Origin of the sequence: Allobosea sp. (genome assembly GCF_048595345.1) — a bacterium.
Taxonomy (GTDB): domain Bacteria; phylum Pseudomonadota; class Alphaproteobacteria; order Rhizobiales; family Beijerinckiaceae; genus Allobosea.
On sequence record NZ_JBMDWH010000220.1, the window covers coordinates 1 to 13,397 of the forward strand.

The window sequence follows — 13,397 nt, forward strand, 5'->3', positions numbered from 1 at the left end:
CGGCGCCGCAACTCCGGCGACAGCCAGACCGGAAGCAAGAACGCCGCGCACCGCATGCACGAACGCCAATCTCGCCAGGGTCGACTTTCGATCAGTTTGATTAACGAACCGTAATTGCGGCGAGTCTTTGCCCTTGTTCCACAGCGAGTGGAAGGCGCTCGCCAGTTCATGCACGAAGAAGGCCAGCCGGTGCGGCTCGTGAGCCGTCGCCGCCGCCTCGACGACGCGCGGATAGGCCGCGATCATCTTCACGATGCCGATCTCCGCCTCGTCGGTCAGGATCGATAGATCCGCCTGCGCCAGGGCGGCAGGCGACAGATCGAGATCGGGGAAGGCCTCGCCCGCCTGGCGGAAGATCGAGGCGCAGCGCGCATGCGCGTACTGGACGTAGAAGACCGGATTGTCCTTCGACTGCTCGACCACCTTGGCGAGGTCGAAATCCAGCGTCGCGTCGTTCTTCCGGAAGATCATCATGAAGCGCACCGCATCGCGGCCGACCTCGTCGATGACCTCGCGCAGCGTGACGAAATCGCCCGAGCGTTTGGACATCTTCACCGGCTCGCCATTGCGCAGCAGCTTGACGAGCTGGCAGAGTTTGACGTCGAGCGCGCCCTCGCCGTGAGACACGGCCTTCACCGCCGCCTGCATGCGCTTGACGTAGCCGCCATGGTCGGCGCCCCAGACATCGATCATCTCGGAAAAGCCGCGGGTGAACTTCGAGCGGTGATAGGCGATGTCGTTGGCGAAATAGGTGTAGCTGCCATCCGACTTCAGCAGCGGCCGGTCGACGTCGTCGCCGAACTGGGTGGCGCGGAACAGGGTCTGCTCGCGATCCTCCCAATCCTCGTCCTTCTGGCCCTTGGGCGGCGGCAGGCGACCCTCATAGACGAGGTCCCGCGCGCGCAGATCGGCGATCGTCTCGGCCACCGCGTCCTTGTGCCCGTCCACGGCCTGAAGCGACCGCTCCGAGAAGAACACGTCGTGGACGACGCCCAGCGCGGCGAGATCGTCGCGGATCATGTCCATCATGCCGTCGATGGCGGCGTTGCGCACCAGCGGCAGCCATTCGCCTTCGGGCTTGTCCGTCAGCGCCGCGCCATGGGCCTTCGCCAGCGCCTCCCCGACCGATTTGAGGTAGTCGCCCGGATAGAGTCCTTCCGGGATCGTGATCGTCTCGCCCAGCGCCTCGCGATAACGCAGGAACGCCGAGCGGGCGAGGACATCGACCTGCGCCCCGGCATCGTTGATGTAGTATTCGCGGGTCACGTCATGGCCGGCGAAGGCCAGCAGCCGCGCCAGCGCATCGCCGAACACCGCGCCGCGTCCATGGCCGACAGGCATCGGCCCGGTCGGGTTGGCGGAGACATATTCCACATTGACGCGCGGCTGCGGCTTGGCCCGGCCGCGCCCATATTCGGTCCCGGCTTCGATCGCGCCCTTGAGGATCGCGGTGAAGACATCGGGCCTCAGGGTCAGGTTGATGAAGCCGGGGCCGGCGATCTCGGCCTTGGTGATCTCGGCGTCCTTGCAGAGCTCCTCGACCAGCAGCCCCGCCAGCGCGCGCGGGTTCGTGCCGGCCTCCTTGGCGAGCACCATCGCCGCATTGGTGGCAAGATCGCCATGGGCGGGATCCTTGGTCGGCTCGACCACGACGCGCGAGAGGTTCAGCCCGGCCGGCAGCGCCCCTCGCTCGGCCAGCGCGGCGAGCGCGGCATGGATGCGGGCGGAATAGGTCTCGAACAGGTTCATCGCGGTCACGTTTGGTTCGCTTGAAGCTTCTCAGACCTCATCCTGAGGAGCGCTTCTGCGAAGCGCGTCTCGAAGGATGGTCCAGGAGGCTCCGGCGCAGGCTGGAGCATCCTTCGAGACGCAGCCTTCGGCTGCCCCTCAGGATGAGGGCTGGCTAGGGCTTGAGCCGTTAAAACAGCGCCGCCCGGCCCTATCGCAGCGCGGGAGTGGCGTCAAACAGCCGGCGATGCTCGTCGAGCGCATACCAGTCGGTCATGCCGGCGATATAGTCGGCGATGCGCCGCATGCGGCGCGGCTCGTCCAGCCCGTCGCAGCCCGCCGCCCATTCGGCCGGCATCGCGGCAGGATCGTCGGCGAAGCGCGCGAAGAGATCGCGCACCACCTGCGCCGCCCGCTCGCGGATCGGCACGATCCGGGCATGGCGATACATGTTGGGATAGAGAAACCCCTTGATGTCGCGGTCGGCGACGGCGATCGGTGGGGAGAAGGCCACCACCGGCGCATCCGCCCGGCGGATCGCATCGGCATCGGCCGGTGCCAGCGCGGCGAGCCGGGCCTGCGTCTCACCGATCACATCCTCGACGAAGCGGGTGATCACGCGGCGCACCAGCTCGTTGGTCAGGCGGCCGCGCTCCAGCCCGGGATGCAGCCGCTCGATCTCGCCCAGCAACTCGTCGAGAAACGGCACGGCCCTGAGTTCTGTATGGCCGAAGAGCCCCGCCCGCAAACCATCGTCGATGTCGTGGGCGTTGTAGGCGATGTCGTCGGCCAGTGCCGCCGCCTGCGCCTCGGCCGAGGCGAAGCTTTCCAGCCACAGATCCTGCCGCTGCTGATATTCGACGATCGCGGCCGGAATGCCTCTCGCGGCATAGCGCTGCGTCGGCCGGCCGGCAGCGTCGAGCAGCGGGCCGTTATGCTTCACCAGTCCCTCAAGCGCCTCCCAGCTCAGGTTCAGCCCGTCGAAATCGGCATAGCGCCGCTCCAGCCGCGTCACGATCCGCAGGGTCTGGGCATTGTGGTCGAAGCCGCCGAACGCTGCCATGCAGGCTTCCAGCGCATCCTCGCCGGTATGGCCGAAGGGCGTGTGCCCGAGGTCGTGGGCGAGTGCGAGCGCCTCCGCCAGGTCTTCGTCCAGCCCCAGCGCCCGGGCGAGCGCGCGGGCGATCTGCGCGACCTCGATCGTATGCGTCAGCCGCGTGCGGTAGTGATCGCCCTCATGCGAGACGAAGACCTGCGTCTTGTGCTTCAGGCGGCGGAAGGCGGTGGAGTGGATGATGCGGTCGCGGTCGCGCTGGAACTCGCCGCGCGTCGCAGAAGCCGGCTCGCCGATCAGCCGCCCCCGGCTCGCCGAGGATCGGCAGGCATAGGGCGCGCGCCAGCGCTCGCCGGGCTCCAGCCCGGGCGGCGGCAGGAAGGCGGGCGGCATGGCGACCGGGTCGGCGGAATCCTGGGGCATGGCAGCCTCCTCGCGCCGGCCGCTTGTGGCGGCGCCGGGCCGGCATTACCTTTTGGACGGACGAGGGTGCAAGCGGCATCCGCGACCCGGCATCCTATGAGGAACAGATCATGTCGACCGATCTCGCGATCGATTCACGCGGCATCGCGGTCACGGGCAACGCCGCCCGGCGCATCGTCGCGGTCATGGCGAAGGAGCCGCCCGGCGCGATGCTGCGGGTCAGCGTCGCCGGCGGCGGCTGCTCGGGCTTCCAGTACATCTTCGACGTGGCCCGGGAAAAGGCGCAGGACGACCTCGTCATCGAGCGCGACGGCGCCACGGTGGTGATCGACGAGACCTCGCTCGATCTTCTGGCCGGCTGCACCATCGACTTCGTCGACGATCTCGTCGGCCAGTCCTTCCGCATCACCAATCCGAACGCGACCAGCTCCTGCGGCTGCGGCACGTCCTTCGCGATCTGAGCCGAGAGGGGACCTCGCCAGGGGACGGCAGGCTCAGGCGACGCGGATGGCCGGCGCCTGCTGCGATCCGGGTATTTTGGCTCTTAGCCGCCCGGCGGCGGCATCCAGCACCACATCGCCGAAGACCCGCACCAGATCGATATCGAGCTTGTCGCCCATGCCGAGGAGGATCGTGAAAGCCTCCTCCGGCGCCATCGGAGCCTTGTAGGGGCGATTCTCGATCAACGCGCCATAGATGTCGCAGACGGTGATCATCCGCACGAGGTCCGGCAGCTGGCCGGCGCCGATCCCGTTGGGATAGCCCGAGCCGTCCAGCATCTCGTGATGCGACAGCACCCCCGCCAGCAGAAGCGGCGGAAAGCCGCCCTGCGCAACCAGAAGATCGTGCCCGAGCGCCGGATGACGACGCATCACCATCCGCTCGCCCTCGTCGAGCGGCCCCTGCTTGCGCAGGATATCGAGCGGGATGCGCGCCTTTCCGACATCGTGCAGCACGGCGGCACGGGTGATCAACTGGCGGTCATGCTCGCGAAAGCCGAGCCGCTGGGCGAAAGCCGCCACCAGGCCCGAGACCAGCAGGCAGTGCTGATAGGTCGCGTCGTCGTGCTGCCAGACGAGGTCCAGCCAACTGTTGAGGTCGGCGCTGTCGGCCCCACGGTTCAGCGCCTCGACGCTGTCGTCGATGGCTTGCAGCGGAATGGCCCGGCCCGCGGCGACAGCGTCCATCACCCCGGAAAAGGCGGCCGAGGCGGCGATGAAATTTCGCGGGATGGCGGCTGATGCGCCCCCGCCCTTCGGCATCTTGCCGAGCAGGGTGCCGACGCTGTCGAGCAGGATCGGCAGGGGTGTGTCGGCCGGCAGGACCTGCTTGGCGCCCAGCGCATTGGCCTGCGTCTGGCAGCGCGCCGACATGTCCCGCAACAGGAACAGGCAGTTGGCGCCGGCACGCCGATGCGGCTCCAGCCCGGAGCGGACATGCACCACGGTCTCGCGGTCGGCCAGATCGATATCGACGACGAGAAGGGAGCCGGCCGCGGCCCGGACATCGTCGATCGCGGCAGGATCGAACGCCTGGCACTGGCCCCAGACCGAGAGCGCCCGCTGCAACGAGAGGCGCTGCTGATCGCGATCGCTGACGAGAAGGAGGATAGTCTTCGAGCTCCAACGGTAGCCCGCATCCTTCGCCGGATCGAATTGACGAAGCGTAAAGCCAACCGAAGAATCACGAGGTGATCGTCACATCACCGTCTTCTTTTTGGCCGCTGCCGTGCCGGACGCTGCCGGAGCACGAGCGGCAAGCGTCGCGGCGGTTCCGGCGGCGGTGCCCCTTGGGTCTCGGCAGCGCCGGACAGGTGAAAGCCGGCCGGAGCGCCTGGGCTCGGACCGGCTTTGCGCGCAAGCCTCGTGGATCAGTGGGCGATCGTCGCCGAAGCGGCCTGCTCCAGATGGATCTCGGCCGCCATCAGCCCCTTGGGCCCGGGCCCGTAACGCACCAGCACCGTCTGCCCCGGAATGAGCTCGACGAGCCCGTAGCGGCGCAGGGTCTCCATATGGACGAAGACGTCGGGCGCGCCCTCGCCCTTGGAGACGAAGCCGAAGCCGCGCAGGCGGTTGAACCACTTCACCACCATGCGCTCCAGCCCGCTCGTCGCAGTCACGCTGACATTGGTGCGCGGCAAGGGCAGCTCGGAGGGGTGCGGCGCGACGGAGGTGTCGATCGAGAGAACGCGCACCGCCTGGCGCCCGCGCTGCTTCTCGATCGCTTCGAGCACGATGCGAGCTCCTTCCGCTATCGCGTTGAATCCGTCGCGCTTCAGAATGGTGACGTGGAGCAGGATATCGGATCCGCCCGTCTCGGGCACGACGAAGCCGTAGCCTTTCGACACGTCGAACCATTTCACATAGCCGACGATCTCCACCGGAGCCTCGGAGACGGCCCCGGCACCGCCATCGAGACGCACCACGCGATTGAGGGACTGGATGGGACCCATCGGTGGCCGCCCGCTCTCACCGAACTCGTCCGACATGTGCCGCTCATCCCCCAACGCAGACATCTGATTCGCGCCAATCACGATATCACCGGCAAGACGGCGCGGAAGAGTCCCGCAGGGGCCGTCCACATGATGACGCTGCGTGAGCCCCGCCCGTCGAGGGGAAGCCGAAGGCAATTTGCCGGATTGTGGCAAAAGGGTGACATGGAGGAAAAGCGCATGTGCCAGGGGATACCGGCGCGATGCCGCTGACATCGGCGCTGCTAAAGAAGGGGCGACCACCCAGTGCGGAATCACTCATGCCCGATACAGCGACGCTTCTTCTCTTCGCGGCGGCCTGCCTTGCGCGGACGATCACGCCAGGCCCGGACATGATGCTGATCGCTTCGCGCAGCCTGAGCCAGGGGCGGTTCGCCGGCCTCCTGACATATCTGGGCATCGCCACCGGATGCTACCTTCAGGCGCTGGCCGTCGCCTTCGGGCTCTCGCAGCTCTTCCTGCTCGTCCCCGCCGCCTATGATGTTCTTCGCTGGATCGGAGCGGCCTACCTCGCCTGGCTGGCCTGGACCACCTTGCGGGCCAACGCGGCGCTCTTCGCCCCGGCCGCGGATGCAGCACGGATGCCGGGCCGGACCATCTTCCTCCAGGGGCTGATGAGCAATGTCCTCAATCCGAAGATGGCGCTGTTCATGCTCGCCCTCCTGCCGCAGTTCATCCACCCGGAAGCGGGGTCGGTCGCTGCCCAGGTGATCGTCCTGGCGACGGTTTTGAACCTGATCGGCCTGATCCCGAACGGGATCGTCATCCTGATGGCCGGACGCCTCGGGCGCGCCATCGCCGCGAGGCCGCAGCTCGCGCGTCTGCCGCAACGCATTCTGGGCGTCGTCTTCGGGGCGCTGGCGCTGCGGCTGGCGCTGGCGTCCAGGGACTAGACCATCGCGCCGGGCACAGAGTGCTTCGTCAGCGCGGCTCCAGTAGCGGCGCCAGCGCCGGCCCGATCTCCGCGCGGATCACCAGATCGGCGATCGCGTCGAGTTCCGTGGGCTCCCGATTGAGGATGACGAGCCTGGCGCCCTGGCGCTTGGCGATCACCGGCAGCGTCGCCGCCGGAAACACCACGAGGGAGGAGCCGACGACGAGAAAAAGGTCGCATTCCAGCGCGAGCGCCTGCGCCTTCATCATCGCCTCCTGCGGCATCGCCTGGCCGAAGGAGATCGTCGCCGACTTCACCGGCCCGGCGCACATGATGCAGGCTGGCGGTTCGCCCGTGGACTCGAAGGGCGGCCTGATGGCGGCCAGTTCGTGCCGCCAGCCGCAGTTGAGGCAGGTCGCGTAGGTGCCGTTGCCATGCAGCTCGATCACCTGGTCTGCCGGGACGCCCGAGGCCTGATGCAGACCGTCGATGTTCTGCGTGACGATGGCGGGCGAGCGCCCCCGCGCGACGAGCTCGGCCAGCGCGCGGTGGCCGATATTGGGCCGTGCATCGCGATAATGGTCGTCCATGGTAAATTTCCGCCGCCAGGCTTCGATGCGCGCTTCGCGGCTGTTCACGAAGGCCTCGAACGGGATCGGCTTGTTGACCATCCAGGGCGAACCGGGGGTCCGGAAATCCGGCACGCCCGACTCGGTGGAGATGCCCGCACCGGTGAAGCTGACGATCCGCTCCGCCCGCGCCAGCATCGCATGCAGTTCGGCGATGGCGTCCTCGGTCTCGTCCTGCATCGACCCATCCGCGAGCTGGTTGAAGGCGTTTGGAAACGTTCCGGATATGGGATTGGTTCGGGCCCCTGCCAAGGCGATTGACGGGTGGCCTCGCCACGCCGCAAAGCTGCGCCATGGCCAGCGATCACAGCCCCGCGCTCAACCCCGATCTCATCGACACCGGCACCCCGCCGATCCCGGAGGCGCAAGGCTGGGCGCGCGCCTATGACGGCGCCGCCGGGCCGCTGATCGACCTGTCGCAGGCGGTGCCGGGCTCCCCGCCGCCGGACGCCCTGCTGGAGAAACTGGCCGCCGCCGCTGCCGATCCGGCAGCCACGCGCTACGGCCCGATCACCGGCGATCAGGCCTTGCGCGAGGCCTATGCCGCCGAGATCGGCCGCATCTATGGCGGCAGCTTCGGCCCCGGCGAGGTCGCGATCACCTCCGGCTGCAACCAGGCCTATGTGATGACGATGATGGCGCTGGCCCGCGCTGGCGACAATGTGCTGCTGCCGACGCCGTGGTACTTCAACCACGAAATGACGCTGACCATGCTGGGCGTCGAAGCCCGGCCGCTGCCCTGCGACCCGGCGGCCGGCTTCGTGCCCGATGTCGCGACGGCCGAGGCGCTGATCGACGCCCGTACCCGCGCGATCGTTCTGGTGACGCCCAACAACCCGACCGGGGCGGTCTATCCGCCGGAGACCATCGCCGCCTTCGCGGCGCTCTGCGCCCGCCGCGGGATCTGGCTGGTGCTCGATGAGACCTACCGCGATTTCCTGCCTGCCGGGATTGATTCGCCTCATGAAGTTTTCGCGGCAAAGGATTGGCGGGACTCCGTGATCGGGCTCTACAGCTTCTCCAAGGCCTACGCCGTGCCGGGCTGGCGGCTCGGCGCGATCACGGCCGGTGAGCCGGTGCTGGCCCAGATCGGCAAGGTCATCGATTGCGTGCAGATCAGCCCGGTACGGGCAGGTCAGGCGGCGGTGGCCTGGGCGATCGACGCCATCCGCCCCTGGCGCGAGGAGAACCGCGCGGCCATCAACCAGCGCGCCGAGTTGTTCCGGCAGGCGATGACGCCCCTCAGCGGCTGGCGCGTGCTGTCGGCCGGCGCCTATTTCGCCTATGTCGCCCATCCTTTCGCGGATGTGCCGGCAGCCGAGGTGGCGCAGGCCCTGGCCCGCCAGCGCGGCGTGCTCGCTCTGCCCGGCCCCTATTTCGGCCCGGGCCAGGAAAACCATCTGCGCATCGCCATCGCCAATGTCGGCGCCGACCGGATCGGCCTGCTCGGCGAACGGCTCAGCGGCTTCGCGATCTAGCTCCCGTACCGGGGGGCGCGCAGCACGCAAGCGGCCTGCTGCGGCCCTTACCTCAACAGCGCGGCGTAGCGGTCGCGGTAGGCCCAGAGCAGCAGCGAGCCCAGTACCACCAGCAGCACCGCGACCGGCAGGCCCTGCGGATTGATGGTCAGATGGAACAGCACGATCACCGCCATGACAGGCGCGATCAGCGCCAGTCCGAGGGCCGGTGCGACATTCGCGATCAGGCTCAGCGCGCCGGCGAGATTGATCGTCTTCAGGAAGGGCCAGAAGAAACCGGAATCCTGCAGCGCTGTCTCGAAGGCGAGGCCGCGCGGGCTGGTCGGCGGGTGGATCAGATGCGCGCCAGTGGCGAGCCACCAGAAACCGTCGACGGCGCTGACGAGGAAGATGAGCCCGAGCAGGATGCGCGGGATGGTGACGAGGGCGAGAGTCTTCATGGATTTCCGGGCCAATGACAGGATGACCCCGGCCAGAGCCGGCGCGCTCCTTTGTCGCAGCGGGCCCGGGACGGATTCAACCCCCGCGTGCCGGAAAATCACATCGTGGCGCCGATCTGCCAGGGCACATATTCGGCGTCGCCATAGCCGAGCTGCTCGGACTTGCTGCGCTCGCCGGATGCGACCTTCAGCAGCGTCTCGAAAATCTCGCGGCCCTTCTGCTCGAGGCTGACGCCGTCGAGAACGTCGCCGCAATTGATGTCCATGTCGTCGATCATCTTTTCGTAGATCGGCGTGTTGGTCGCGAGCTTCACCGAGGGCGTGGGCTTGCAGCCATAGGCCGAACCTCGCCCCGTCGTGAAGGCGAGGATGTTGGCGCCGCCCGCGACCTGCCCCGTCGCGGCGACAGGGTCGTAGCCGGGCGTGTCCATATAGACGAAGCCCTTGGCCTTCACCGGCTCGGCATAGTGATAGACCGCCGAGAGCGTCTTCGTGCCGCCCTTGGCCGCCGCGCCCAGCGACTTCTCCAGAATGGTGGTGAGCCCGCCCGCCTTGTTGCCCGGCGAGGGATTGTTGTTCATGTCCATCCGGGCGCGGGCGGTATAATCCTCCCACCATTTGATGATGCCGACGAGCTTCTCGCCGACCTCGCGCGTCGCGGCCCGGCGCGTCAGCAGATGCTCGGCGCCATAGATCTCGGGCGTCTCCGAAAGAATGGCCGTGCCGCCCTGCTCCACAAGGATATCGACCGCCGCACCCAGCGCCGGATTGGCGGTGATGCCGGAATAGCCGTCGGACCCGCCGCATTGCAGCGCGAGCATCAGCTCGGAGGCCGGAACCGTCTCGCGTTGCGCCCGGTTGGCGATCGGCAGCATCGTTTTCAAAGCGTCGATGCCGGCGGCCACCGCCTTACGGGTGCCGCCCGTCTCCTGGATCGTGAGCGTGCGGAAGACATCGCTCTCGGTGACGCCATAGGCTTCCTTCATGCGGCTGATCTGGAAGCCCTCGCAGCCCAGCCCGACGACCAGCACCGCCGCCATGTTCGGGTTGCAGGCATAGCCCCAGGTGGTGCGCTTCAGGACCTCGAAGCTCTCGCCGTTGTAGTCGATGCCGCAGCCCGTGCCGTGGGTCAGTGCGATGACGCCGTCGACATTGGGGTAATCGGCGAGCAGGCCGGAGCGCTTCACCTCCTCCGCCATGAAGCGCGCGGCCGAGGCCGAGCAGTTCACCGAGGTCAGGATGCCGACATAGTTGCGCGTGCCGGCCTTGCCGTTGGCGCGGCGAAAGCCCTGAAAGGTCGCCTGCTGCTCGACCGGCAGCACGAATTCGGGCTTCGCCTCGGCGGCATAGGCGTAATCGCGCTCGAAGGCGTGGAAGCCGGTATTGTGTTCGTGGACCCATTCGCCCGGCGGGATGTCGGTCGTGGCGAAGCCGATGATCTGGCCGAATTTCCGGATCGGCTGGTCCTTGGCGATCGGCGAAATCGCCATCTTGTGCCCGCGCGGGATGCGCTTCAGCGCCTCTATACCCGCGGCCGTGACGCCGGCGTCGATCGGATCGACCGCGACGACGACATTGTCGGCGGCGTTGAGCCGCAACGTGCGGGGCGGGACGGATTTGTCGAGCATGGGACCGGAACCTCTGGCGCGCACAATTGGCGGCGCATGCCTAGAGATGCGCCTATCCTGCATCGTTTTCAATCGTTTCAAGGAGAGGTCTGCCATGCCGGAGGGCGGGCGTCCGTCGCCGGCGGGCTATCGCGACGGACGCGATGAAGAGGCACCGCGAGCAGCCGGGACATCCGCGGCACCGGCATAGCGAATGGCCCGGATACGCGATCCGCATGATTCGCGGCGCCAGGCCGGATGTCGTTAACGTTGGGTTAAAATGATGTCGTCGATCGCTGGACGCTCCGACGCCCCGATGATACATCTCTGTCGCAGAAATATAACGACCAACGTCGATTCGGAATTTCCACTTTCCATCGTATTTTGAAGGCCTTCCCGCCGTCAGGCGTCGTTGAGCCAGGCTCGACCGGCTGCGCTCGGATCGCCGTTCGATCGTCGATGGATCGGCTGCCGGCGCAGCTCGGTGGGAGACGGAGGGACGGGCCGAACGGGATCGTGGAACGTCATGGCGTGGAAAACCTTCCGCAGTGTTCTCTCCGGAGCTCCCGCCGCGCAGGACGATCAGGTGCCCGTCCCGCGCGAGGCCGGCGCAGCGCCGCGCCAATCGGCCACCACGCCGAAGCAGCCTCTGGCGCTCGATGCCATCGGACAGCGTGACGAGGTCGTGCGGCAACGCATCAGCGTCATGCTCGACCGGCTCGACGATCTGCGGGGCCTGCGCGACGATTTCTCGGCGATCCTGGAGCCTCTGGTTCAGATCAGCGACGAGCTGCCCCGCTCCAGCATGCGCATCGCCGAACTGGAAACGTCGCTCGCCCAGGAGCGGCAGGCGCATGGCGGCGTCCGCCAGGATCTGAGCGATCTTCAGCTCAAGGTCGCCACGCTGTCGAACGAGCTGTCCGACGCGGTCGCCCGCGCCGACAAGGCCGAGGACGATCTCATCGACCGCGAGCGGACCATTGCCGAGCAGGCGATCACCCTGCGCGACAAGCTGCTGGCCATCGAGAACCTGGAGCGCCAGCTGTTCGGCGAGAGCGAGCAGAACAAGGCGCTGACCGGCGAGAACAAGGCGCTGCGCCTGGAGGCGCAGGCGGCTGACTCGGCCCTGTCGCGCTCCGAGCACGAGCTGCTCACCGCCCGCGAGCGCTTGGCCATCCTCGATCAGGACAGCCGAAAGCTTCAGATCCTCAGCGAGGAGCAGAGCGCCCATCTCGCGGAGCTGACGGTGCGCCACAAGGACCTCGAGGCGACGGCCGATGCCAACCGGCAGAAGCTGCGCGCCGTCGAGGCCGAACTGCTCGCCGAGACGGAGGCCCGCCAGCGGGCCGAGGCGCAATACGAGGTCGAGCTCGGGAGCTACAAGACCGAGCGCGCAGCCCTGGGCATGAAGCTCGAAGCCGCGGAGAACCGCGCGGCGACCAACGAGCAACTGCTCTCCCAGACGCGCAACCTGCTGCGGGAAAAGGACGAGGCGCATCGCATCGCCGAGCGCAATCTCAAGGAGGCGAGCATCGCGCGCGCCACCGCCGAGCGCCGCGTCGAGGCCTTGCAGGCCGATCTGCAGCGCCAGACGGAGCGCTTCCAGGAGATGCAGCGCGTCCGCACCGAGCTCGACGGCCGGACCGTCATGCTCAACAAGGCGCTAGCAGCCAAGGATTCGGCGCTGGAGCAGGCGGTGATCCGCAACACCAGCCTGACCGATCGCATCGCCGAGCTGACGCGCAAGCACGAATCGGCTCGCAACGAGCTGGAACTCGGCATCCGGCGACTCACCGAGGATCTCGAAAACGAGCGTTCGGAACGCACGCTCCTGCAGGGCGCTCTCGATATCGCCCGGGAGACGCGCGTGGCGTTGCAGAAGCAGCACGAGGCCCTGAAGCGCTCCGGCCGGACCTGGCGCGAAGAGGCGACCGACACGAACCAGGACGGCGACACCGTCGAAGGCAGCAGCAATGTCCGCCCCTTCGCGCCGCCGAACAAACCCGCCTGACGACGCCGGCCCCTTCACGACAGATCCCGAAAGCCAGGATTCGAGCATGACAGACCAAGCCATCAAGGGGATCTCCGCCACCCCGTCCGCCACGACCGCCACCGTGCTGCGCGCCCGCCCCGTGTCGTCGCTGGGCCTCGGCGACAAGGTCGTGTCGCTGTCCCTGCCCTCCATCGACGAATTCGTCGCGGAAGCCGAGAAGGCCTTGCCGGCCGCGGCGCGGGACTATGGCTCTGCGCTCGAACTGGTGCGTGAAGCCAGCGAGGCGATCCGGGTCGGCGAGGAGCGGGCCAACCAGCTCGAAGAGCATCTCGCCGAAGTCCTCAAGGAGGCGACCTCCGAGATCCAGCGGCTCAACGAGCTCGTCGCCGAGGGCGATAGGAAGCTGGCGCAGATGCAGGCCAAGGCCGATGCGGCTGAGGCCCGGGCCATCGAAGCCGAAACCTGGCTCGCCAAGCTGCACGACGCCGTCGTGACGTCCTTCACCCCGGTTCTCACCAAGAGCGAGGTGGCCCCGGCCGCCCAGGATCAGCAACGCCCCGCCATGCACGGCTAAGTCCCGTCGCAGCGAGACGGGGTCGGGCGGCGGCAAGCTGCCTCGAACCGACAGGGAGCGCAGACGATGCGAGCCGCGTGGATCTGTCGGACGATCGACCTCGCGC

General features: G+C 67.6%; 12 protein-coding genes. 5 read left to right on the plus strand and 7 right to left on the minus strand.

What is annotated here, in order from left to right:
- Together argS and ACOJTB_RS19430 are read right to left on the minus strand one after the other, a co-directional pair.
- A partial coding sequence (argS, locus tag ACOJTB_RS19425; protein WP_420104207.1) for an arginine--tRNA ligase occupies positions 1–1,749 on the minus strand: 1,749 nt, incomplete at its 3' end.
- 190 nt (positions 1,750–1,939) lie between these two features.
- Positions 1,940–3,175 (minus strand): deoxyguanosinetriphosphate triphosphohydrolase, encoded by a 1,236-nt coding sequence (locus ACOJTB_RS19430; protein WP_420104208.1) that lies wholly within the window; start codon positions 3,173–3,175, stop codon positions 1,940–1,942.
- 140 nt (positions 3,176–3,315) lie between these two features.
- On the opposite strand from ACOJTB_RS19430, the gene ACOJTB_RS19435 reads away from it, so the two are divergent.
- The gene (locus ACOJTB_RS19435; protein WP_420104173.1) at positions 3,316–3,666 is read left to right on the plus strand and encodes a HesB/IscA family protein; all 351 of its coding nucleotides are present in this window, start codon (positions 3,316–3,318) and stop codon (positions 3,664–3,666) included.
- Positions 3,667–3,699: 33 nt separating this feature from the next.
- On the opposite strand, the gene ACOJTB_RS19440 is transcribed toward ACOJTB_RS19435, so the two are convergent.
- Positions 3,700–4,773 carry an HD-GYP domain-containing protein gene (locus tag ACOJTB_RS19440; protein WP_420104174.1) on the minus strand — a complete coding sequence of 358 codons (1,074 nt, stop codon included), beginning with the start codon at positions 4,771–4,773 and terminating at the stop codon, positions 3,700–3,702.
- A gap of 302 nt (positions 4,774–5,075) precedes the next feature.
- Positions 5,076–5,693 (minus strand): cold-shock protein, encoded by a 618-nt coding sequence (locus ACOJTB_RS19445; RefSeq protein ID WP_420104175.1) that lies wholly within the window; start codon positions 5,691–5,693, stop codon positions 5,076–5,078.
- A gap of 263 nt (positions 5,694–5,956) precedes the next feature.
- Here ACOJTB_RS19445 and ACOJTB_RS19450 point away from each other — a divergent pair, with 263 nt between their 5' ends.
- Positions 5,957–6,589, plus strand: a complete 633-nt coding sequence (locus ACOJTB_RS19450; RefSeq protein WP_420104176.1) for a LysE family translocator — start codon at positions 5,957–5,959, stop codon at positions 6,587–6,589.
- Positions 6,590–6,617: 28 nt separating this feature from the next.
- Here ACOJTB_RS19450 and ACOJTB_RS19455 read toward each other — a convergent pair whose 3' ends face one another.
- On the minus strand, positions 6,618–7,379 hold the full coding sequence (locus ACOJTB_RS19455) for an SIR2 family NAD-dependent protein deacylase (RefSeq protein WP_420104177.1): 762 nt from the start codon (positions 7,377–7,379) through the stop codon (positions 6,618–6,620).
- Positions 7,380–7,492: 113 nt separating this feature from the next.
- On the opposite strand from ACOJTB_RS19455, the gene ACOJTB_RS19460 reads away from it, so the two are divergent.
- Positions 7,493–8,677: an aminotransferase gene (locus ACOJTB_RS19460; protein WP_420104178.1), complete on the plus strand. Its 1,185-nt coding sequence runs from the start codon at positions 7,493–7,495 to the stop codon at positions 8,675–8,677.
- A gap of 47 nt (positions 8,678–8,724) precedes the next feature.
- Here ACOJTB_RS19460 and ACOJTB_RS19465 read toward each other — a convergent pair whose 3' ends face one another.
- Together ACOJTB_RS19465 and ACOJTB_RS19470 are read right to left on the minus strand one after the other, a co-directional pair.
- Positions 8,725–9,117, minus strand: a complete 393-nt coding sequence (locus tag ACOJTB_RS19465) for a hypothetical protein (RefSeq protein WP_420104179.1) — start codon at positions 9,115–9,117, stop codon at positions 8,725–8,727.
- A 98-nt stretch (positions 9,118–9,215) separates the two neighbouring features.
- Positions 9,216–10,745, minus strand: a complete 1,530-nt coding sequence (locus ACOJTB_RS19470) for a UxaA family hydrolase (protein ID WP_420104180.1) — start codon at positions 10,743–10,745, stop codon at positions 9,216–9,218.
- Positions 10,746–11,250: 505 nt separating this feature from the next.
- Here ACOJTB_RS19470 and ACOJTB_RS19475 point away from each other — a divergent pair.
- Together ACOJTB_RS19475 and ACOJTB_RS19480 are read left to right on the plus strand one after the other, a co-directional pair.
- Positions 11,251–12,735 carry a chromosome partitioning protein ParA gene (locus ACOJTB_RS19475; RefSeq protein ID WP_420104181.1) on the plus strand — a complete coding sequence of 495 codons (1,485 nt, stop codon included), beginning with the start codon at positions 11,251–11,253 and terminating at the stop codon, positions 12,733–12,735.
- A 46-nt stretch (positions 12,736–12,781) separates the two neighbouring features.
- Positions 12,782–13,291: a hypothetical protein gene (locus tag ACOJTB_RS19480; RefSeq protein WP_420104182.1), complete on the plus strand. Its 510-nt coding sequence runs from the start codon at positions 12,782–12,784 to the stop codon at positions 13,289–13,291.
- Positions 13,292–13,397 lie beyond the last annotated feature (106 nt).